Below are 20,133 nucleotides of genomic sequence, written 5' to 3'. Positions count from 1 at the left end.
GGGTCGGGTCAGCTGGCCAGCGAGGCGGCGGCGTGCCGCGCGGCCCGCTCCTTGGCTGCCTGAATCAAGGGCCCCTCCAGGTAGCGGCGGGGGACGGCGGCGAGCGCGAGCCGCAGCGCGCGCAGGGTCAGGTCCGCCGACAGCGCGGTGGTCGGCAGGCCGAGACCTCCGTACATCCGACGCGCCCACGTCGGCAGCAGCGCGAACGCGGTGCCGGCGATCCCCAGGTACGCCCAGCGTGGCGGGCCCAGCGTGAGCCCCAACCGGACCGGCAGGCTGAGCTTCCACGGCAGCGGCGGGGCGGTCAGGAACACCGCCGTCTCGGCGGCCTCCCGGGTCATCCGCAACTGTGGCCGTACGGCCTCGTAGTAGTCCGCGACCTCGGCGGCGGTGCCCGGGACGGTGGTCGGGTCCAGGCCGACCAGGGCGGCGGCCCGGCGCTGCTCGGTGTAATAGCCGTCCACCTCGTCGTCGCTCAGCGGCAGCCCGGCGCGTCGGGCCGTGCTCAGGAACGACTCGACCTCGGTCACGTGCACCCAGCGCAGCAGGTCCGGTTCGTCGACCCGGAACTGCTCACCGGTGAGCGTGTCGGTGGCCCGCAGCCGGTCGTGCAGCCGGCGCAGCCGGGCCCCGGCGGCCTCGGCCTCGGCGGTGGTCCCGTAGACGGTGGTCGCCACGTAGGTGGCGGTGCGGACCAGTCGACCCCAGGCGTCGGTGCGGTAGTTGCTGTTCTGCGCGACCCCGGCCATGGCCCGAGGGTGCAACGCCTGGAGGTAGAGCGAGCGCAGGCCGGCGACGATCAGGATCGGCTCCTCGTGCACCTTCCACGTGACCGAACCCGGACCGAAGAGGCCGAGGTCATCGGAGTCCACCGCTCAAGAGTGCCACGGCCGGGCCGACCTCGCCGGTCACGTGCCACCGGTGCCGCGCCCGGGCCGCCAGTGCGGCCTGGGCCGCCGGTGCCGCCGGTCAGACGTCGGCGGAGCGGCGGGCCCGGCAGCCCGGGCAGAGACCCCAGAAGGTCACCTCGGCCTCGTCCACCTCGAACCCGTGCGCGGTGTTCGGCTCCAGGCACGGGGCGCTGCCCACCGCGCAGTCGATGTCGGCGATCTCGCCGCAGCTCCGGCAGACCACGTGGTGGTGGTTGTCGCCCACGCGCGCCTCATAGCGGGCGGGACTGCCCGCCGGCTCGATCCGGCGCGACAGCCCGGCCCGGGACAGCGCGCCCAGCACGTCGTAGACAGCCTGGGTGGAGACCGAGTCGAGGCGTTCGCGAACCCGTCGGGTGATCTCGTCGACCTCAAGATGGCCGCCGTCGGCCAGCACGTCGAGCACCGCGAGGCGGGGCCGCGTGACCCGCAGGCCCCTCGACCGCAGCAGCTCCTCGGCACCGGACATGGGCCAATGACAGCACGCCCGATCGGCATCGACAACCGTCGCCCGCTCCGGGTGGGCACCGACACAGCCAGGCAAGATCGGGAGTACGGCCCGGAGGGTGAACCCGATCGACGCGGCGCGCGTGTCACCGGTCGAGAGCCTGGGGACGATCGGCGGACCATAGGCTGGCCACCCCTGACCATGATCCACCTGGAGGGTTCGATGTTCGAGGAGATCCTGGGTCTACCGGTGCACGTCCTGGTAATCCACGCGGTCGTCGTATTCGTGCCGCTGCTGGCGGTGCTGGCCATCGCGTACGTGGGACTGCCGCGGTGGCGGCACCGGCTGGACTGGGCCCTGGGCCTCCTCGCCGTGGCCGCGCCGGTGACCGCCTACGTCGCGGTCAAGTCGGGTGAGGCTCTCACCGACGCGCTGGTAGCCCGGGGCTTCCAGGGACCGATCCTCGATCAGATCTTCGACCACTCCCGCTACGGTGACATCCTGCTCCGCATCGTGGTGCCACTCGGGATCGTGGCCATCCTGCTGCTCGTGGCGACAAGTGGGCACCCCCGGGTGCCGCAGCTGCCCGCGCTGGTCATCCCGGTGCTGGCGGTAGCGGCCGTGGGGCTCGCCATCGCCGCCCTGATCTACGTCTACCTGACCGGCCACTCCGGCGCCGAGACCGTCTGGGGCACCACCCTCTGAGCTGCTACAGCGCTGGCGTGCTGCCCCCGCTGAGCTGCTGCCCCCGCTGGGCTGCTGCCCCCGCTGGGCCGCTGCCCCCGCTGGGCTGCGGTCCCGAGCGTCAGAAGATGACTCGCGAGCACAGGAGGCAGAGCAGAACCAGCAGCACCACGCCGGCCGCCGCGCCGAAGCCGTAGGTGACCCGCTGCGAGCGCTGCTCGGCCGCGTCCAGGTCGGCCATGTCCTGCGGCGGAAGCTGTCGCGGCGGCGCCGGCTGAAGATGTACGGGTGGTCGCCAACCCGCCGGCGGCGGCACGCTCGGCGGCGGGCCGGAGTATCCGCTGGGAGCGCCTCCCGCCGACGCTGGGCCGGTCTGGCTGGCCTGTGGCGGGCCGGTCTGCGCGGCCTGTGACGGGCCGGTCTGCCCGGCCTGTGCTGCGCCGGTTTGCCCTGCCAGTAGCGGGCCGGTCTGCCCGGCCTGTGGTCCAGCCTGCCCGCCGGCAGGGTGCCCCGGCGATGCTGGGCCGTCGGGTCCGCTCGGCGGTGGGTTGGCTGGCCCGGTCGGCGGTGGGTTGGTGGGCCCGGTCGGCGGTGGGTTGCTGGTCCCGCTCGCGGGTGGGTTGGTGGGCCCGGTCAATGGTGTGAACGCGGGCGCGGCGGGAGGTTGGTCCGCCACCGCGTCGTCACCGGTGTCGGGTCGTCGCCAGTAGTCGTCCGGAGTGCTGCCACCGCTGGGGGTCGTCACGCCGTCCGACGCTACCAACGCCACCGGCGGCCCGGTCGTTTCTGGCCGGCGTGCCACGCTGGACGGCCCGGTCCTGCGTCGTCGGCTGCGCTAGTCTTGCCGCTCGTGAGCACCGAAGACCCCGGCACGCACGGCGCACGTGGTGACGACGACCGCGCCGTCGACCTGAGCGAAGACTTCGTGGTGCTGCCCGAGCAGACCTCCGACGACACCGACCGTGGTTGGGGCGAGCGGTCGGGCGGCAACGACGACTGGCTGCTCGCCGAACGCCCCCCGCACTGGGACTGACCGCGGCGGCTCGGCCAGATTTTCACGACGTCAGGTACAGAAGCCGACCGTGCGGTGCTGGACCGAACGGCTCCGGAGCAAGACCTGGCCCATCATGGTCGGGGAGCCTGTGCTGGCATCGGCCGGTCGGTCCTCGTCGAGCTACCGGGCCGTGCTGACCGCCTCCGACGGTGCGTTGGAGGGCACGGCGGCCGGCGGACATCCGGCCGGGGTGTGCAGGATCGCGGCGGCCAGGCCGAGCAGTGCGGCGACCAGACCGGCTCGGAGCAGGGTGCGCCCGCCGGGCAGGGTGAGCTGGCGCAGCGGGCGCAATGCCCGCGCGGAATCCGGATCGACCATCGCCTCTGCCGCCTTCCGTCCCAGAGCACCGCAGTGGCACCCATGGACGGCAGGCTAGGCAGATCCCGCGGCCACGGCCGACCCACGGCCGACGCCTGTGGACAACCCGTCGGCCTGTGGAAAACGCCCATCCGTCGGTTCGCTCTGCTATGGCCGCCGCCTTGATCGACTCGCGATCAAGGAACCCGGGTGGTTGGAGCAGCGGGGATGGGCCGACTTCCTGAAACCCGAGTTGATCGAGGCCCGACCCGTGGGGGTCGGGCCTTCGACGGTCAGGACGCGGAGCTTGCCGCCGCCGCCTTGCCGCCGCCCGATCCACCCGAGGACGACCCAGACGACCCGGACGACGACCCCGAGGAGGACGACGACCCCGAGGACGACCCGGACGAGGAGGAGGACCCCGAAGAGGACGAGGAGCTGTCACCGGAGGACGACTCGGACTTCGCCGGCTTGGTGGCCGTGCCGCCGGCCGTCGTCTCGGAGCCGGACGCCCGGGAGTCGGTGCGGTAGAAGCCCGAGCCCTTGAAGACGATGCCGACCGAGTTGAAGACCTTGCGCAGCCGCCCCTGACACGCCGGGCACTCGGTCAGCGGCTCGTCAGAGAAGGACTGCACCGCCTCGAGCTGGTGACCGCACGTGGTGCAGGCGTACTGGTACGTGGGCACGTTCTCCTCCGGATCTCGGCTCGGCCAGTTGGCACTCGACGTATTCGAGTGCCAATGGTGCGTCATTCGCCCCGGGTTCGTCCAGCGGACGTGTGGGGCGCGACACCGTGCGCCGCACCCGGGCCGTCGTCAAGCGTACGCACCCCGTCGGCGGGAGTGACGACCGCGCGCACCCGGCGGTCGTGTGGCTCCGCCGGCAGCGCCTCGACCACCTCACCGTCGTGCAGGGGCACCACCGTCAGGGCCGCCTCGGGTACCCGGGCGAGTGCCCGGTCGTACGAGCCGCCGCCGCGTCCGAGCCGCCGACCGTGGTGGTCGACTGCGAGAGCCGGTACGACCACCAGCTCGGCGTGCGCCACGGCCATCACCCCGAGGCGTGCACCGGCTGGTTCTCGGATACCCCGACCGGCCGCGATCAAGGCATCCGGTCCGGTATACGCCGCCCAGTCCAGATCCAGGTCGGCGAGGAGCACCGGCAGCAGCAACTCGGCGTCCACCGGCAGGGCCGCCCGCAGGACCTCGGGCAGGTCCGCGCCGCCCGGTTCGGAGCCGACCGGCACGTACGCCGTCATCCGCTGTGGCCGCAGCCGGCGTACCAGGGCGACCAGCTCGGCCTGGACGCGCCCGGCGGCGGCTGCCCTCGTCGCGGCGGGCAGCGACCGGCGGCGAGCGAGCAGCTCGACGCGGGTGTCCCGCTTCGCCAGCCGGGTCACTTCCGCTTCATCAGAAAATTCCGTCACGCAACACTCCTGACGCAACGCCTCTCCCACGGTTGCTCTGTGTCAGCATCGCAAGCAACGGAGGCGGAACTTCCGGGGGGACCGAGTGACGCTACGCGGGCGGTTGACGGCAGCCTTCCTCGTGGTGGTGCTCGGGCCGGTCCTGCTCGGCGCGCTCTTCGTCGCCTCCACCGTCGCGGCGGTCGACCGCAGCCGCTCCACCGAGCGCCTGGCCGTGGCGGCGTCCAGCGTGCGTACCTCGGTCGACGCGCTCTGCCAGCAGCTACGCGCCACCGCCGACGCGGTGGCGCTCACCGCCGATCCGGCCGTCGCCGCCGCGCAACTGGTCGGCCGGGGTCTGGCCGCCGCGGTGCTGATCACCGACGTGGCCGGCCAGGTCACCTACGTTTCGCCCGGCGCGCCGTCGACCCCCTGGCAGGCCTGCGCCGGCTCGACCGGCGACTCGACCGATGGCTCGAACGGGGGAACGACCGGGGGCTCCAACGGGGCCTCGTCCAGCCCGGTCCGCGCGCTGGCCGCCCAGGTCGACCTGCGCGACCGCGCCGGCACCCGGCTGGGCACGGTGACCGCCGCGCAACTGGTCGACCCGGCCTTCGTGGCCCGACTGGCGGCGGTGACCGGGGTGGCGGTCACCCTGCTCGACAGTGGGGCGCGCGCCGCGCGGGTGACCCACACGACCGAGACCCGTGACGTACGCGACGACGTGCTGGCCGCCGCCGTCGCCGTCCGGGGCGAACAGGTCACAGAGACCAACGAGGGCCGGTACGTGCGGCGGCTCGGGCCCTCCGACGCGCAGCCGCTGCCACTGGTGCTCTCCGTGCCCAGCGAACGGCCACCGGGGCTGCACGCCACGCTGGTCGGCGTGGTCGTGCTGGCCGGGCTGCTGGCCGTGCTGACCGCCTGGCGGCTGGCCCGGGTGACCACCCGACCGCTGGCGGAGCTGGTCGGTGCGGTCGACCGGGTGGCCCAGGGCGACCTGACCGCCCGGGTGCCGGTACGCAGTCGCGACGAGTTGGGGCGGTTGGCCGCCGCGTTCAACCGGATGACCAGGGAGACCGGCTCCTACGTCGCGGCGCTGACCAGCAACCGGGACCAACTGCGCGGGCACCTCGCGGTGCTCGGCGACACCCTGGCCAGCACGCACGACCTGCAACGCATCCTGCGGGTGATCCTGCGTAGTGCCATCGGGGCCACCGGCGCGCGTGCCGGGGCCGTGCTGCTGGTGGAGACCGGCGGGGTGCTCGTCGCGCAGTGCACCGAGGGGTTGGACGGGCACTGGCCGGCTGATGAGGCGGACGGCTCGCAGCCGCTCCGGGTGCCGGTCGGCGTCGGCGTGGTCGGCGAGGTCGCCGCCACCGGAGAACCGCAGCGGGGGAGGGCGGAGCCGACCGAGGCACCCACCGGTGAACCGCGCTGCCGCACGTATGTCGCGGTTCCGTTCGCCGCCCCGGGAGGCGGCGCCACGACCACCCTCGGCGGACCGTCGGGGTCGGCCGACGAGGCGGCTTCGGCGGCCGCGGTCGGCGTGCTTGCCCTCTACGACCGGCTGGGCGCCGACGAGTTCGACGACGACGACCTGGCCACCCTGCGCACCTTCGCCGGCCACGCGGCCGTGGCGGTGGACAACGTCCGGGTGCACGAGGAGGCGCAGCGGCTCTCCCTCACCGACCCGCTCACCGGGCTGTGGAACTACCGCTACCTGCGCGAGTCGATCCGGCGGGAGGTGGAACGGGCCAGCCGCTTCGGGCGGATGCTCAGCGTCCTCGCGTTGGACCTGGACCGGTTCAAGGACGTCAACGACACCTACGGGCACGCCGCGGGGGACACCGTGCTTGCCGAGTTCGCCCGGCGGGTGCGCGGGGAGATTCGTGAGGTCGACCTGGCCTTCCGTCAGGGCGGTGAGGAGTTCGTGTTGCTGCTGCCGGAGACCGACGCCCGGGGCGCGGCGATCGTGGCCGAACGGCTCGGCGCGGCGGTCCGCGACACGCCGATCGCCGTCGAGGCGTACGCCGGGCCGGTCCTGGTGACCGTGTCGGTGGGCATCGCCGTCTTCCCGGACCACGGCAGCACCGGGCGGGAGGTGCTGGAGGCCGCCGACGACGCGCTCTACGCGGCGAAGGCGGCGGGTCGCGACACGTACCGGGTCGCGGAGGTGCGATCGGATCTGCCGACCCGGGAGATTCCGGTGCTCGCGTGTGCGGTGAGCCCACCCGACGGGCTGCCGCGCGCCGGCCAGCCGGTGCAGGCCATCCGGGAGCCGGGCGGGCCCGCCCGGTCCGACCCGGCGATGGGCGTACCGGAATCATCGCTGGCGGGCCCGGCGCACGCCCGACCGGATTCGGCCGACGACACACCGGAAAGCGCGCCGGGCGCGGCGCGCGCCGGCCCGGACGTGGCCCGGCCGGGGCCGGGTGGCGGCGCGTCTTCTGGGCCACACCCGCCGCGGCAGAGCCGTGGCCGATAGTCTCGCGGCATGTCGGAGCACTCAGCGAACCCCTCATCGGCGGCCGCCGCAACCGGCCGTCCCCTGGCGGTCAAGGCCGTCATCCCGGCCGCCGGACTGGCCACCCGGTTCCTGCCGGCCACCAAGGCGGTGCCCAAGGAACTGCTGCCGGTGGTGGATCGGCCGGTGTTGCAGTACATCGTCGAGGAGGCCACACAGGCCGGCATCGGTGACGTGTTGCTGATCACCGGTCGGGGTAAGACGTCGATGGTGGACCACTTCGACCGTCGTCCGGACCTGGAGACCAGGTTGGAGGAGAAGGGCGACTCCGAGCGGTTGGCCGCCGTGCGTCGGCCCAGCGAGCTGGCCGAGATCTACACGGTGCGGCAGCCCGAGCAGCTCGGGCTCGGCCACGCCGTCGGGTACGCCGAGTCGCACGTCGGCGACCAGCCCTTCGCGGTGCTGCTCGGCGACGAGTTCGTCAAGCCGTCGGAGCCGCTGCTGCCGGCGATGCTGGAGTTGCAGGCCCGCACCGGCGGTGTGGTGCTCGCGTTCTTCGAGGTCGACCCGGCCGACACCAAGCGGTACGGGATCGCCTCCGTCGAGCCGGCCGAGTCGGAGCTGACCGACATCGGCGAGGTCGTCAAGGTGACCGGGATGGTGGAGAAGCCGCAGCCGGAGGACGCCCCGAGCAACCTCGCGGTGCTCGGCCGATACGTGTTGCCGGGCAAGATCTTCGACGCGATCCGGCGGACCAAGCCGGGCAGCGGCGGCGAGATCCAGCTGACCGACGCGATGGAGCTGCTGCGTACCGAGGGCACCCCGGTGCACGCCATCGTCTACCGGGGCACCCGCTACGACACCGGCATGCCTCTGGGGTACCTCCAGACGGTGGTGCAGATCGCCGCCGAGCGCGACGACCTGGGCGCCGAGTTCCGGTCCTGGCTGGCCGACTTCGTCAAGGCCGACGCGGCAGGCGGATCTGGTACATGACCGCGACGGCCGACGCCGAGGCGGCCGCGAACGAGTTGACGCCGCTCGCCGACTACCTGGGCAGCGTGCTGCGCAGGTTGCGCGCGCTGCCGCCACTCGACCTCGACCTCACCCAGGCGCACGGCAACGTCCTCGCCGAGGACGTCGTCGCGCCGCACGCCTTCCCGGCCTTCGACCAGGCGGCCGTGGACGGCTACGCCGCGCGCTGGGAGGACATTTCCGGAGGGGGCCGGGGGCCGAGCTACGTCCCGGCCCCCTCCGGCACACCCGGTGGCCGCACCATCCGGCTCAACGTGGTCGGCGATCTCGGCGCCGCGAGCTGGCGGCCGGTCCGGCTCACCCCCGGCTCGTGCTTCTCGGTGGCCGCCGGGGCGCCACTGCCGGTCGCCGCGGATGTCGTGGTCCCGGTGGAGTGGACCGACCAGGGCATGGCCGCGGTGGAGATCTTCCGCACCCCGAAACGGGGGTACGGGGTACGCCGCGCTGGTGAGGAACTGCCCGCCGGCACCCTGCTCGCTCGGGCCGGCACCTACGTGTCCCCGGCCCTGGTCGCCGTCTTCGCGGCTACCGGCATCGGGCACGTGGTGGTCCGGCCCAGTCCACGGGTGGTCATCGTGGCCACCGGCGACGAACTCGTCGACGTGGGCCGGGGCAGCCAGCCCGGCCAGGTGGTGGACGCGAACTCGCACGCGCTGACCGCCGCGGCGGCCGAGGTGGGCGCGTTGGCGTACCGGGTGGGAATCTGTGACGACGACCCGGAAGGGCTGCGCGGGCTGCTGGAGGACCAGACGCTGCGCGCCGACCTGATCATCACTACCGGTGGCACCGGCACCGGCCCCGGCGACATGGTGCGCCGGATCCTCTCCCGCCGCGAGGGCGGGCGCGCCGGGCCGGTCACCTTCACCGACGTGGCGCTCTATCCCGGCACCGCGCTCGGGTTCGGCACGGTCGGCGCCGAGGAGGTGCCGGTGGTCTGCCTGCCCGGCGACCCGGGCGCCGCGTTGATCGGCTTCGAGGTGCTGGCCCGCCCCGCCATCCAACTGCTCGCCGGCGCCGAGCCGGTGTTCCGACCCAGTGTGCGGGCACACCTGCTGGAGACCGTGTCGTCGCCAGCGGGGCTGCGCGAGTTCCGGCCGGCGCACGTCGCCGAGCGACGTGGCGGCGGGTACACGGTCCAGCCGCTCAGCGGCGGACCGTTCACCCTCTCCGGGCTGGCCGAGGCCAACGGGCTGCTGGTGCTCGGCGAGCGGGTCACCACTGCCGCGGCCGGCTCCACCGTGGACGTCCTGTTGCTGGACCGCCGCCGGTGACCTGTCCCGGCCGGTCCGCTCGCGGCCCGCGTCGGATGGTCGTCGAAGGTCTGCTGCGGTGAACGCGGCGGGGCCACTTGCGCGCGACACGGTCCCGCGCGGGAGACTGTGCGGGTGAGTCTCTTCGGACCCGCGCGGGCACCGGGCTGGCCGGTGGAGCTGGCCGACGGCCCGGTGCTGCTGCGGCCCTACCGGCGTTCCGACGCGGCGGCGTGGTCGGAGGTGCGGCGCGCCAACCGGGCCTGGTTGGCGCCCTGGGAGTCGTCGCTGCCCGGCGGCTGGGACGAGATGAACTCGCCGGCCGCGTTCCGTTGGGTGCACCGTGACCAGCGCCGCTCGGCCCGCGAGGGTGAGGGCATGCCGTTCGCGGTCTGCCTGCGTGAGGCCGATCGGGACCGGCTGGTCGGGCACATAAACATCGGCAGCATCGTGCGGCGGGCGCTCTGCTCCGGCTACGTCGGCTACTGGGTGGACGCGCGGGTCGCCGGCCGGGGTGTGATCCCGACGGCGCTCGCGCTCGCCGTTGACCACGCGTTCGGTCCGGGTGGGCTGCACCGGGTGGAGGTGAACATCCGCCCGGAGAACCGGCCGTCCCGGCGGGTGGTGGAAAAGTTGGGCTTCCGCGAGGAGTCGTACCACGTGCGCTACATGCACATCGACGGCGCGTGGCGCGACCACATCGGGTACGCGATGACGAGTGAGGAGATCGCCGCCGAGGGCGGCCTGCTGGCCCGCTGGCACCGGGTTCGGGCCAACGCGCGGTAGGAGGATTTCCGGACCTCCTCCCCGTCGTCCCACGGACGGGATCGGCGCGGCGCGGTGGCATCCCGGTCGGCGCGCCGTAACCTCAAGTAACTGCAAGCTGCGGCAAGCGCTCCCCGGCCGGACGATCCACGCACTCAGGCGCGATCGGTGGAAGATCCTGCGGTCGGATGGCGGTTGCTTCGAATTCGGTGACGGGAGGGGTGAGGGTGCCGACCTCGGTGCTCCTCGCCGTCCTCGCCGCCGCCGGCCTGCTCGCCCTGGCCCCGGCGTTGGTTCGCCGGTACGACGCCACCGAGCGGCTGGTGGCGGAGCGGGCGCAGTCGACGGCGCGGGTGCTCCAGCGCCGCCGACGGCGCCGTACTGTGCCGGGACGGCGACCCGTCCACCCTCCGCGCTCACTTGTCGTCACCCTCAGCGAAGATGCGACTACCGGTGTGTTGAGCCCGCCGGTTTCCGCGCCCCCCGCCGTCCGCCGCTCCGGTCGGCTGCGCGCCGTGCCCGCCGCACCCAAGCGGTCCCGTCGCCGCCCCCCGCCGCGCCGGCAGCACACCCCCGCCGTGTACCGGCGTCGCCGGGTGCTCGCCGCTCTGCTGCTCCTCAACGTCGTGGAGCTGATCGGCGTGCTGTTCGTCAGCCCCGGCTTCTGGGTCGGCTTCGGGGTCACCTTCCTGCTGCTGGCCCTGTACGTCGTCCACCTGCGGGGTCGGGCCCTCGCCGGGCGGCGCCGCCGGCTCGCCCGAGCCCGGGAGGCCGCCTGGCTGGCCGCGCGGCAGGCCGAGGTGCGCCGGGAGCAGGCCCGTCGGGCCGCGGCCCGACGGGAGGCGCAGCGCCGCCTGGCCGCCCAGCGCGAGGGGGTACGCCGAGCCGCCATGGGCCTGGACCGACCGGGAGACCTGCCGGCGGCGGTCAACGGCGGATCCGTCTCGTACCGGCGGTCGGGCGGCCTCCGCGGTCGCCCCTACGAGGCCGGCCGAGGCGCCTGACGCGCCCTGGCCTCGGCCGCGCCCGTGGTCTCGGCGTCGGCCGCGCCCGGCTGGCTTGATCGACTCGGGTTCCTGGAAGTCGGGGGGTCGCGGCGTCCGGGATGCCCCGGTTTCCGGGAACCCGAGTCGATCTTCGGGTGGGCCGCAGCGCCGGGCAGGGGGCGGATTCGCGGTGAGGGCCGGCGACCTGTTAGCCTTGCTGCCGGCCCGCCCGGTGTAAGCCGGGTGGGACCGAAGCCGGTTCGCCGGCGGGGGGCTGTGGCGCAGACTGGTAGCGCACCTCGTTCGCATCGAGGGGGTCAGGGGTTCAAATCCCCTCAGCTCCACCAGCAACACGTACGATCCGGGAAGATCCCGCCGGCAAGATCGGCGGGCACAGACCCGGCACAAGTCAGCAAGGATCCGGGGCCTTCGGGCCCCGTTTTCGTTTGACGCTCGCGTCGCGGGGCGCGCCGCTCATGACCGACCTGGCGAGGTAGCAGATGAGGTCACTGATCCAGGCAAGCAGATGGCAGTTCGCCTGCGGTGCCGTGATGTGGGCCGGTGGCGCCATGCTCATGCAGTACGCGATCTGGAGCGGAGCGACGTTGGTGCTCTTTTTCGTGGGCCTACTGGCAATGGCCGGTGGCGCTGGTATCGCCGGTGCTGGCATGCGTTCGGCGGCCAATCGACGGGCTTCCAGCGGCCACTTACGCTGAGGCGGTGGAAGACACCATAGGCGCGATCGCTCGTGGGGTTGCGGCATCATCGCCGGTCGCGGCGGTTGGTTCGGACCGCTGACCATCGTCGGCCTCGGCGTGCTCATCTGGGTAAACCTTAGAAATTATCGTGCACAGCGAGGGGTTGCTCGGCGGCGACGCACGACAACCGACCAGCCTTGAGGGGTCTCCATCCCCGGTAAAAGGCCGTCTCCCGTGATGGGAGGCGGCCTTCTTCGATCTTTGCAGCGGCAGGTGCGGCGTGTCCCGAACGGGCCCGTACTGGCCCGAACCGTCCCGAACAGCTTTCCTGCCGGAAGCGGCGATCATCGATGCTCTACTCGATCTCGCGGCGGGTCGTCGCAGTCCTGACCGGACGGTCGGGAGTTCGGCCGACGGCATGCGCGGGTCCTTGACCAGAGGCGACCACCGCAGCGGAAGCGGACGCGCCGCGTACGAGCGCGTCTGTGAAGCCCTTCCTGTCTCGAGGATCGTCAAGGGGGAGTTGAATGCTCAGGTTCCTACCAAGGGCGGGTGGCCGACGGCGTGCCACCGGAGTCGCGCTGGGTGTCCTACTGGTGTCGACGTCCGGCGTGGTGGTCGTGCCAGCGCACGCCGCGCCACCGCAGGCGGCTGTGAAACCCGCCTCGGCCCCGCCGTCCCAGCCCGCGTCGCCCGGCTCGCCGGAGCAGCGCGCGCTCGGGCCGTCGAACGCCCCGGTCAGCCAACTCGACGGGCCGATCTCGGTCCCGATCGGCACCGGGCCGGTGCGCAACGGCTTGTTCAGCACCTTCCAGTTGACCGACCGGTTGACCGCCCAGGTGAACACCGGCTCGGGCAACCTGCTCATCCGCAGCACCGATCTGGTCCTGCCGGGCATCGCGGACAACGTGGTGCTGGGTGCCGCGTACAACAGCCTCCTCACCGGAAGTGAGGTGCCGGCCGGCTCCTTCGGTCACAGCTGGCGTACCCGGGCCGGGGTGGACGTCAGGTTGATCAGGGCGGACGACGGCTCCGTCACGTACGTCGCGGCCGACGGCGTCATCGGGCGGTTCACCCCGAGCGGATCGGGTTACACCGCCGCGAAGGAGTTCAAGGCGACGCTCTCCGCCGACGGCTCCGGGTGGAAGCTGGTCGAGCACGACAGCGGGCGGAAGCTCTTCTTCACGTCCGCCGGACTGTTGGACCGCAGTCAGGACCGCAACGACAGCGTGACCGACTACAGCTACGACGCCGGCGGCCGGTTGACCACTGTGACGTCCGACCGGGGTGCCACGGCCGTTCGTACCGCGAAGGTGCTCTACGGCTCGAACGGCTACGTGTCGACGGTCGAGCAGACCGGCGCGGGCGGGCAGTACCGCGGCGTCAGGTACAGCTACGACGGCAGCGGCAACCTGACACAGATCCGCTCAGCCACCGGAACGGACACCCGGTTCGAGTACGACTCGTCCCGCCGGGTCACCAGGATCTCGGGCGGTATCCAGGGGTCCGCGCTGGGCAACGCCACCACGATCACCTACGACGCGGCACACCGGGTGACCTCGCTGACCCGGGCCTTCAAGCCGGAGAACCCGTCGGTGGGCGCGACCACCCGGTGGGCGTACCCGTCGGCGACCCAGACGCTCATCGCCGACGCCAACACCAACCAGTCGCAGCCGGTCACCTCGGTGCCGCGCAGCACGTACACGGTCAACGCCGACAGACGGGTGACCGGCCTGGTCGACCCGGACGGCAAGGCCCGCAGTATCTCCTACACGCCGAACCTGGACGTGGCGTCGACGCAGAGTGGCACCGGCGGCTTCACCACCATCTCGTACGAGGCGAACGGTGGGCAGTCGCCGACCCTGGTCGTCACGCCGACCGGCGCGAAGTCCTCCCTCGACTACGCGAACGTGGCGACGCCCGCCAACCCGACGGCGAACTTCCAGCCCTCGTCCCACTCGGACACCCAGGGGAACACCAGCCTGTACACGTACAACGGGGCGGGTAACCGGTTGTCGGCGACGGACGCCCTGGCCGCCGAGGCCAAGGTGGAGTACAACACCGACGGAACGATCGCCTCGTCGATCGACCCGGGCAACGGCGCGAACAAGACCACCTACCAGTACGACGCCAACAAGCAGCTGACCTCGATCACCCCACCGACGGGGACGACGCTCGGGGTTCGTCGGTACAGCTACGACGAGTTCGGCCGGGTACGTACGACGACCGACGGCGCCGGGCGGACCGTGCAGCACGAGTACGACCTGGACGACCGCGTCACCCGGATCAACTACCCCGACATCCCGGATGTCGCCTACGAGTACGACGGCGGCGGCAACGTCTACGCCCGCATCGACGGCAACGCGTACCAGAACTTCTTCTATGACCGGCTGAACCGGCTGACCGGGCGGCGCACCGGCAGCGTCGGTGGCCTGTGGTACGTCTACGACCCGGTCGGCAACCTCATCGAGCAGCAGGACGAGCGGGGCAGCTCCTACTACACCTACAACGCCCGCAACCTGCTCACCAAGCTGGTGGCGGCGAACGGCACCTACACCTTCGGCTACGACGACGAGGGCCGACGCACCTCCACGAAGCTCGCCGTGTCCTCGGTGACCGTGGCCGAGACGGTCAACACGCTCGACCAGTCCGGCCGGATCGGCCGGACCACCAGCAAGCGGTGGCAGGGCGGCACGGCCAGCACCGTCTTCGACGTGTCGTACTGCTACGCCAAGCGGGTCGGCACCGCCGCCTGCTCCACGGCCAAGGCCGACGACACCGGCCTGCGGCAGTGGCAGACCGACCACCACCGCGGCGGCGCGGTCAGCCTGTACACCTACGACCGGGGCAACCGGCTTACCAAGGCCACCGACATCGACGGCAGGACCTACGACTACGCGTACGACAGCAACGGCAACCGCACCTCGGAGAAGGTGAACGGGGCCACCACGCAGACGCTGACGTACAACGCCGGGAACCAGATCACCAGCTCGGGCTACTCCCACGACGGGGCCGGCAACCAGCTCGGTGGTTCCGCGCTGCGCGACTTCGAGTACAACTCCGCCGGGCAGCTGATGCGCGGCTTCACCGCCGGGGGCGCGGAGCTGGGTTGGGCGTACAACGGGCCGGACCAGATCGAACTGGGCTGGAAGGGCACGCCCCGGTTCGAGTACGAGTACTTCTTCGGCCGCAACGACCAGAACGGTCAGAGCGTGGTGCAGAGCTACACCGTGCCGGGCACCTACGGCCGGCACTACGTCGAGCGCGACCAGCTCGGCACGCCTCTCGGCTTCCGGGGCAAGACCGGTAGCACCTTCCACCACTACTTCTACGTGTTCGACGGGCTGGGCTCGGTGGTCGCCTTGATCAAGTACGACGGCTCGCTGGCCGGCTCCTACACCTACGACCCGTACGGCAAGGTGATCAGGACTGTCGGCAGCAACAACGAGATCATCGACAACGCGATCGGGTTCGCCAGCGGCACCCGCCACGACGACCTGACCAAGTTCGGTCGCCGCTGGTACGACCCGAACACCGGCCGCTTCACCCAACAGGACAGCCTGAGCTTCCTCGCGGACCCGGCCAGCGGCAACCGGTACGCGTACGCCGCCGGCAACCCGGTGAACTACGTCGACCCGACCGGCCTCGCACCCAGCCTCGCCTGCGCGGCAGCCCTGGGTGCGTCTGTGGCTGGAGCGCTGGGCACAGCCGCATTAGTTGCCGGAGCAGCTGCCGCCGCACCGGTGACGCTCGGGGCCTCCCTGGGCATCGCCGCAGCGGGCATAGGTGCGCTGTCGGCCAGTGCGGCGGCAGTCGCCACCTGCAAATCATGAGCACCTCACCGGACTGGGGCTGAGGACGAGGGGGCGGTGGATGTCCACCGCCCCCTCTGCCTCGCCTCGTCGATCAAGGAGTTGTGGTGGGTAACAAAACGGCCGCCATGGCATCAAGTCGGCACCACAACTCCATGATCGACCGGGGTGGGTGGGTCGCGCGAGGGTCGCCTTCCTCGACGTGAAGACCTGACAGCCTTCTTCGTGCTTCGGAACAGCTAGCTAGGAGAAGCGTTCGGTCGTCACCGGTATCAGACCGTGCCGTCGCAGCACGTTCGTCAGGTCGGACAGGGTCGGACCCACCGCCCGGGCGGTGGCGGTCCTCAGCAGGACGGTCACGTCGAGACACCAGGCGAGGGTGTGGCCGACCCGTCGCAGGTCCCAGGTGAACCGGTCGCCATCCCGGTCGAGATGACCGCTCGCGACCGATGCGCCGCTGCCCTCGGCCGGCGTCTGCCAGGCCGCCCGGAGACTCGTCACCTGATCGACCCGAAGATCCTTGGCAAAGAGGACGCGGTACACGCGCCGCTCGTGGAAGCCGGCTGGTGGCTGTGCGGGGCCGAGCCGCAGCGGCGGGGCACTCGCGATCGGTTGGTGGTCGCGGAAGTACGTCCGAAGCGTCGTCTCGTCGGGCAGGTGCCCGCCACCGAGCGTGCGGTAGACGCTCTCGGCCTCACGCCGCCAGGTGGGCACCACCCGTGCGAGCGCGTCGGGGTCGGTACGTATGCCGCGGCTCAGCGCCGCCGAACTCCACCAGCCGGAAGCCGGCGTCCAGCCCGCGCTGTCCAGGCCCGTCGTGGAGTGATCGTGGTGGCGGGTGAACTCCTCGACGACGATCCCGTCAGGATCGGCGGTCGGGTCACGGTCACCATGCTGGGCGAGGACCAGGTAGTAGTCCAGGGACGGTCGCGGCCCGGTCACCTCGACGGTCGCCGAGACGGATGCCGCGCGGAATGGGTCGGTGGTCACCAGCGCAACCGTAGCGAAGGAGACCGGTTAGCATCCGGACCTCTACGTGAGGAGCCCAGATGACTTCGGTGGCCCAGACCCGGTTCGGCATCGTCGGCAGCGGTTGGCGAGGTGAGTTCTTCCTTCGCCTGGCCCGGCTGCTCCCCGAACGGTTCCGGGTGACCGGGGTGGTGACGCGTACCGAATCGCGGGGAACCGCCGTGACGGCCGACTGGGGCGTGCCGACCTTCCGCACGACGGCGGAGTTGCTCACCCACGAGCGGCCGGACTTCGTCATCGTGTCGGTGCCGTGGCCGGTGACGCCCGAGGCGACCCGGGAGTTGGTGGCGGCCGGCGTACCGGTGCTCGCCGAGACACCGCCCGCCCCCGACCTGGCGGGTCTGCGCTCACTCTGGGCCGACGTCGGAGGCAGCGGTCTGGTGCAGGTCGCCGAGCAGTACCTGCTGATGCCCGGGCACGCGGCCCGGCTGGAGCTGGTCCGCGCCGGGGTGCTCGGCGAGCCGACCTCGGTCCAGATCTCCTCCACCCACCTGTACCACGCGGTGTCGCTGATTCGTGGCCTGCTCGGCGTGGGTCACGAGAGTGCCGAGGTCAGCGGGCGTGCCTTCGTCGCGCCGCTGGCCAATCCGCTCTCGCCGGCCGGCTGGAGCGGCGACGACACCCCGCAGCAGCTCACCACCACCCTCGCGACCATCGACTTCGGCGGGCGGATGGGGTTGTACGACTTCACCGACAACCAGTGGTGGAACCCGCTGCGTACCCGCCGGTTGGTGGTGCGGGGTTCGCGCGGTGAGCTGGTGGACGACCGGGTGGTCCGCCTGGTCGACCCGACCACGCCGGTGGAGTCATCCCTGGTGCGACGCCAGACGGGTCTCGACCTCAACCTGGAGGGGCTCGACCTGAAGCACATCAGCTTCGACGGCGACGTGGTCTATCGCAATCCGTTCGTCGGCAGTGGGATGTCCGACGACGACATCGCGGTCGCCGACATCGTCGCCCGCGCCGGGGCGTGGGCGCGGGAGGAGGGCCCGGCTCCGTACCCGCTCGCCGAGGCCTGCCAGGACCACCTGATCAGCCTCGCCATCGAAGAGTCGGTACGCACCGGTCGGCCGGTCGTCACCGCCACCGAGGCGTGGGGGCGGTAGCCCGCCCGCCACACCTACTGACGACGCCGGACGCGGGGGCTGGCCCGGTTGGACCAGCCCCCGGCCGGACGGTCACGGCTTCCAGGAACCGGCGGTCTGGAACTGGTCCTGGTACTCCAACGCGCCTGAGGTGTCGTGCACGTCGAACACCACGCTGCCGGTGCGTCTGGTGCCGGCGGTGAGGTCGTCAATGGCCGGCATCGGTTTGCCGCAGCCGGAGAAGGCGCCACCGATCGCGGTGGTCTTGGTGCCGTCGGCGGCGACCCACTGGAAGTAGAGCGGGTTCGTCGACGCGGTGCCCTTGGTGACGGCCACCGTCACGTCGGCGATCACGTACACGCCCTCGCCGGGCTTCAGTCCGTGGGACTTGCAGGGTTTGGTGGCGCTGCTGAACTTCGTCACGGTGATCTCGACGGTGCCGGCGTCGCCGTTGACGACCAGGGTGTCGCCGGGCGACAGGTCACGGGTGTCGTCGTTCACCGGCGGTGGCGTCGACGGGGTGGCCCGCGCCTCGCTCACCGTGGTCGAGGTGCGGTTGGTGCCGATGACGACCGCCACGATGCCACCGGCGCAGGTGAGCAGGGTGAGGACGGCCGCCGAGACCGCGACGAGCACGACGGACTTCTTGGCGCGGTCCGTCTGCACCGGTGGTGGTGCGATGATCGGGTAGCCCGGGCCACCGGGTGCCCGGTATCCGCCGCCAGCGTCCCGGTACCCGCCAGCAGCCGGGTACGCGGCCCCCGAGAACGGCGGCTGCGGTGTCGCCGCGAACGGACGCCTCGGCGACTGCGGGTTCGGCTGGTGGGGGTCCTGCGGCCTGACGGAGGGCTGGGGGTGGGTCACCGTACTCCTTGACGCTTCGGTACGTGCGGTGCGGGAACCCTTCGACGTTACCGTGGGTGGCGGAGCGCCCAGTCGCCACGTTGGAGGGAGTCCCATCGAAGGCAATGCGTCGCCCCACTGGCCAGCGTGGACGGTGTTCGGTTGGTCACCGAACGCCAATATGGACCGGTATTCCATTCATCGCTATGAGTAACCGGCCGAGGTCAGCGCAGCGGAAGCACGGCGGCGGTCCGGACCAGCCCGTCGGCGATCACGAAGCGGCCGGTGATCGATGCCGGCGGGTCGTCGACCCCCGCCGCGTCCACCCGGGCCGGCGCGATCCGAGCGGTGAAGGTGCCGGCATCCGGATCGAGGTCGAGTCGAGCGTCATGGAAGTCCAACCACCCACGGACGACCGGGTACCACACCTTGTAGACGGTCTCCTTCGCACTGAACAACACCACCGGCCAGTGGACGTCGCCGGGTAACCGCGCGCAGGCGGCCTCCTCCTCGGGCAGCAGCACGAGTCCGCGTACTCCCGGATTGACCTCGCGGTGCTGCTCGGCATCCATTCCGACGGACCGGATGTCGGTGGTGTGCGCCGCCGCGGCGGCGCAGTAGCCGGCGGTGTGGGTGATGCTGCCGACCACCCCGGCCGGCCAGACCGGCGCGCGGTCGGCGGCGGCCGGCACGGCGGTCGGCGGTAGGCCGAGGTCACGCAAGGCCCTGCGGGCGCAAATCCTTCCCGCGGCAAAGTCCCGCCGACGGGTCTGCGCCGCTCGCTCGCCGAGACATGCCTGCTCAGCGGGGAGCAACTCGCCCGTCCAGTCCTCGAGCCCGGCGACGGCAACAGCGACCGTCGATGGCAGCAGGTCACGCATTCCGGTTACCTACTGGTCGGTAGGAATGACGCATCGAGTTAACCGTCAACTTTCCGACTCCCATGACCGCCGAAGGTACCGCAAAGATGTAACACCGGAGGGACGCGCAGCGCTCTCCCTGATGGCTCCGGGGGGACCACCATCAATGCTGGCCGGCGTGGCAGCCGCCAGTCCCGTGGACATCTGGAAGGACGTGCGATGACCGATGGTGCGGAACGGCCGGGGGTGCGGGCTGACGAGCACGCCCCGAAGACCCCGTGCTGGAGCTGCGGCTCCTGCGGTGACGAGTGGCCGTGCGCGACGAAGCGCACCCGGCTACTGGCGGAGTACGGGGGTGATCGCGCCATGCTCAGCGTCTACCTGGGCTCCTGCCTCGCCGCAGCCGCGGAGGATCTGCGCGCCGCTCCGGTGATGTCGCTCCAGGACCGGTTCATCGGCTGGTTGCCGCGCGGCTCCCGGCGTAGCTGACCC

The 20,133-nt window shown here is 71.9% G+C and carries 19 protein-coding genes, 1 tRNA gene and 1 pseudogene; 12 read left to right on the top strand and 9 right to left on the bottom strand.

From position 1 onward, the window contains the following. Nucleotides 1-8 precede the first annotated feature (8 nt). Together ACFYL6_RS18270 and ACFYL6_RS18265 are read right to left on the bottom strand one after the other, a co-directional pair. Nucleotides 9-872, bottom strand: a complete 864-nt coding sequence (locus tag ACFYL6_RS18270; protein ID WP_387172457.1) for an oxygenase MpaB family protein — start codon at nt 870-872, stop codon at nt 9-11. A 97-nt stretch (nt 873-969) separates the two neighbouring features. After that, nucleotides 970-1,398, bottom strand: a complete 429-nt coding sequence (locus ACFYL6_RS18265) for a Fur family transcriptional regulator (protein ID WP_387172455.1) — start codon at nt 1,396-1,398, stop codon at nt 970-972. 201 nt (nt 1,399-1,599) lie between these two features. Here ACFYL6_RS18265 and ACFYL6_RS18260 point away from each other — a divergent pair, with 201 nt between their 5' ends. After that, complete coding sequence (locus ACFYL6_RS18260; protein WP_387172453.1) at nt 1,600-2,082, top strand: DUF2231 domain-containing protein; 483 nt, start codon at nt 1,600-1,602, stop codon at nt 2,080-2,082. A 100-nt stretch (nt 2,083-2,182) separates the two neighbouring features. On the opposite strand, the gene ACFYL6_RS18255 is transcribed toward ACFYL6_RS18260, so the two are convergent. Next, nucleotides 2,183-2,806: a hypothetical protein gene (locus ACFYL6_RS18255; protein WP_387172451.1), complete on the bottom strand. Its 624-nt coding sequence runs from the start codon at nt 2,804-2,806 to the stop codon at nt 2,183-2,185. Nucleotides 2,807-2,911: 105 nt separating this feature from the next. Here ACFYL6_RS18255 and ACFYL6_RS18250 point away from each other — a divergent pair, with 105 nt between their 5' ends. Continuing rightward, complete coding sequence (locus tag ACFYL6_RS18250; RefSeq protein ID WP_124863025.1) at nt 2,912-3,094, top strand: hypothetical protein; 183 nt, start codon at nt 2,912-2,914, stop codon at nt 3,092-3,094. Between the two features lie 141 nt (nt 3,095-3,235). On the opposite strand, the gene ACFYL6_RS18245 is transcribed toward ACFYL6_RS18250, so the two are convergent. After that, nucleotides 3,236-3,433: a hypothetical protein gene (locus tag ACFYL6_RS18245; protein WP_387172449.1), complete on the bottom strand. Its 198-nt coding sequence runs from the start codon at nt 3,431-3,433 to the stop codon at nt 3,236-3,238. A 207-nt stretch (nt 3,434-3,640) separates the two neighbouring features. On the opposite strand from ACFYL6_RS18245, the gene ACFYL6_RS18240 reads away from it, so the two are divergent. Next, nucleotides 3,641-3,943: a hypothetical protein gene (locus ACFYL6_RS18240; protein WP_387172689.1), complete on the top strand. Its 303-nt coding sequence runs from the start codon at nt 3,641-3,643 to the stop codon at nt 3,941-3,943. A gap of 14 nt (nt 3,944-3,957) precedes the next feature. On the opposite strand, the pseudogene ACFYL6_RS18235 reads toward ACFYL6_RS18240, so the two are convergent. Further along, nucleotides 3,958-4,164 (bottom strand): annotated as a pseudogene (locus ACFYL6_RS18235) (FmdB family zinc ribbon protein); the annotation flags it as partial. Beyond that, nucleotides 4,161-4,838 (bottom strand): 5-formyltetrahydrofolate cyclo-ligase, encoded by a 678-nt coding sequence (locus tag ACFYL6_RS18230; protein WP_387172447.1) that lies wholly within the window; start codon nt 4,836-4,838, stop codon nt 4,161-4,163. The pseudogene ACFYL6_RS18235 and the gene ACFYL6_RS18230, both read right to left, overlap by 4 nt. An 85-nt stretch (nt 4,839-4,923) precedes the next feature. On the opposite strand from ACFYL6_RS18230, the gene ACFYL6_RS18225 reads away from it, so the two are divergent. The 7 genes from ACFYL6_RS18225 to ACFYL6_RS18195 all read left to right on the top strand — a co-directional run bounded on the left by ACFYL6_RS18225 (nt 4,924) and on the right by ACFYL6_RS18195 (nt 15,845). Beyond that, a complete protein-coding gene (locus tag ACFYL6_RS18225; protein WP_387172445.1) occupies nt 4,924-7,302 on the top strand; it encodes a diguanylate cyclase in 2,379 nt (792 codons plus the stop codon). 9 nt (nt 7,303-7,311) lie between these two features. Further along, nucleotides 7,312-8,274: a UTP--glucose-1-phosphate uridylyltransferase gene (locus ACFYL6_RS18220; RefSeq protein ID WP_387172443.1), complete on the top strand. Its 963-nt coding sequence runs from the start codon at nt 7,312-7,314 to the stop codon at nt 8,272-8,274. Then, entirely contained in the window at nt 8,271-9,584 is a 1,314-nt protein-coding gene (gene glp, locus ACFYL6_RS18215) for a gephyrin-like molybdotransferase Glp (protein WP_030329151.1), read from the top strand. Before ACFYL6_RS18220 ends, glp begins: the two co-directional genes overlap by 4 nt. 114 nt (nt 9,585-9,698) lie before the next feature. After that, nucleotides 9,699-10,349, top strand: a complete 651-nt coding sequence (locus ACFYL6_RS18210; protein ID WP_387172440.1) for a GNAT family N-acetyltransferase — start codon at nt 9,699-9,701, stop codon at nt 10,347-10,349. A 206-nt stretch (nt 10,350-10,555) separates the two neighbouring features. Further along, a complete protein-coding gene (locus tag ACFYL6_RS18205) occupies nt 10,556-11,332 on the top strand; it encodes a hypothetical protein (RefSeq protein WP_387172438.1) in 777 nt (258 codons plus the stop codon). 252 nt (nt 11,333-11,584) lie between these two features. Next, nucleotides 11,585-11,661: transfer RNA gene (locus ACFYL6_RS18200), tRNA-Ala, on the top strand. Nucleotides 11,662-12,608: 947 nt separating this feature from the next. Continuing rightward, a complete protein-coding gene (locus ACFYL6_RS18195; protein ID WP_387172436.1) occupies nt 12,609-15,845 on the top strand; it encodes an RHS repeat-associated core domain-containing protein in 3,237 nt (1,078 codons plus the stop codon). A 222-nt stretch (nt 15,846-16,067) separates the two neighbouring features. On the opposite strand, the gene ACFYL6_RS18190 is transcribed toward ACFYL6_RS18195, so the two are convergent. After that, nucleotides 16,068-16,814, bottom strand: a complete 747-nt coding sequence (locus ACFYL6_RS18190; RefSeq protein ID WP_387172434.1) for a hypothetical protein — start codon at nt 16,812-16,814, stop codon at nt 16,068-16,070. Between the two features lie 59 nt (nt 16,815-16,873). Here ACFYL6_RS18190 and ACFYL6_RS18185 point away from each other — a divergent pair, with 59 nt between their 5' ends. Beyond that, a complete protein-coding gene (locus ACFYL6_RS18185; RefSeq protein ID WP_387172432.1) occupies nt 16,874-17,959 on the top strand; it encodes a Gfo/Idh/MocA family protein in 1,086 nt (361 codons plus the stop codon). 72 nt (nt 17,960-18,031) lie between these two features. On the opposite strand, the gene ACFYL6_RS18180 is transcribed toward ACFYL6_RS18185, so the two are convergent. Both ACFYL6_RS18180 and ACFYL6_RS18175 read right to left on the bottom strand, forming a co-directional pair. After that, entirely contained in the window at nt 18,032-18,802 is a 771-nt protein-coding gene (locus ACFYL6_RS18180) for a DUF4352 domain-containing protein (RefSeq protein ID WP_387172430.1), read from the bottom strand. Nucleotides 18,803-19,005: 203 nt separating this feature from the next. Then, on the bottom strand, nt 19,006-19,662 hold the full coding sequence (locus ACFYL6_RS18175) for a 4'-phosphopantetheinyl transferase (RefSeq protein ID WP_387172429.1): 657 nt from the start codon (nt 19,660-19,662) through the stop codon (nt 19,006-19,008). A gap of 198 nt (nt 19,663-19,860) precedes the next feature. On the opposite strand from ACFYL6_RS18175, the gene ACFYL6_RS18170 reads away from it, so the two are divergent. Beyond that, nucleotides 19,861-20,130 (top strand): hypothetical protein, encoded by a 270-nt coding sequence (locus tag ACFYL6_RS18170; protein ID WP_387172427.1) that lies wholly within the window; start codon nt 19,861-19,863, stop codon nt 20,128-20,130. Nucleotides 20,131-20,133: the final 3 nt, after the last annotated feature.

Source organism: Micromonospora sp. NPDC007208 (assembly GCF_042869175.1).
Taxonomy (GTDB): domain Bacteria; phylum Actinomycetota; class Actinomycetes; order Mycobacteriales; family Micromonosporaceae; genus Micromonospora; species Micromonospora foliorum.
The sequence above is the reverse complement of the archived record's forward strand: the minus strand, read 5'-3'. Positions and strand labels throughout refer to the sequence as shown.

Coding starts and splice junctions, on each gene's coding strand:
- ACFYL6_RS18170 (WP_387172427.1), top strand. CDS start 19,861: ATGACCGATGGTGCGGAACGGCCGGGGGTGCGGGCTGACGAGCACGCC.
- ACFYL6_RS18240 (WP_387172689.1), top strand. CDS start 3,641: ATGGGCCGACTTCCTGAAACCCGAGTTGATCGAGGCCCGACCCGTGGG.
- ACFYL6_RS18220 (WP_387172443.1), top strand. CDS start 7,312: ATGTCGGAGCACTCAGCGAACCCCTCATCGGCGGCCGCCGCAACCGGC.
- ACFYL6_RS18185 (WP_387172432.1), top strand. CDS start 16,874: ATGACTTCGGTGGCCCAGACCCGGTTCGGCATCGTCGGCAGCGGTTGG.
- ACFYL6_RS18265 (WP_387172455.1), bottom strand. CDS start 1,398: ATGTCCGGTGCCGAGGAGCTGCTGCGGTCGAGGGGCCTGCGGGTCACG.
- ACFYL6_RS18175 (WP_387172429.1), bottom strand. CDS start 19,662: ATGCGTGACCTGCTGCCATCGACGGTCGCTGTTGCCGTCGCCGGGCTC.
- glp (WP_030329151.1), top strand. CDS start 8,271: ATGACCGCGACGGCCGACGCCGAGGCGGCCGCGAACGAGTTGACGCCG.
- ACFYL6_RS18260 (WP_387172453.1), top strand. CDS start 1,600: ATGTTCGAGGAGATCCTGGGTCTACCGGTGCACGTCCTGGTAATCCAC.
- ACFYL6_RS18245 (WP_387172449.1), bottom strand. CDS start 3,433: ATGGTCGATCCGGATTCCGCGCGGGCATTGCGCCCGCTGCGCCAGCTC.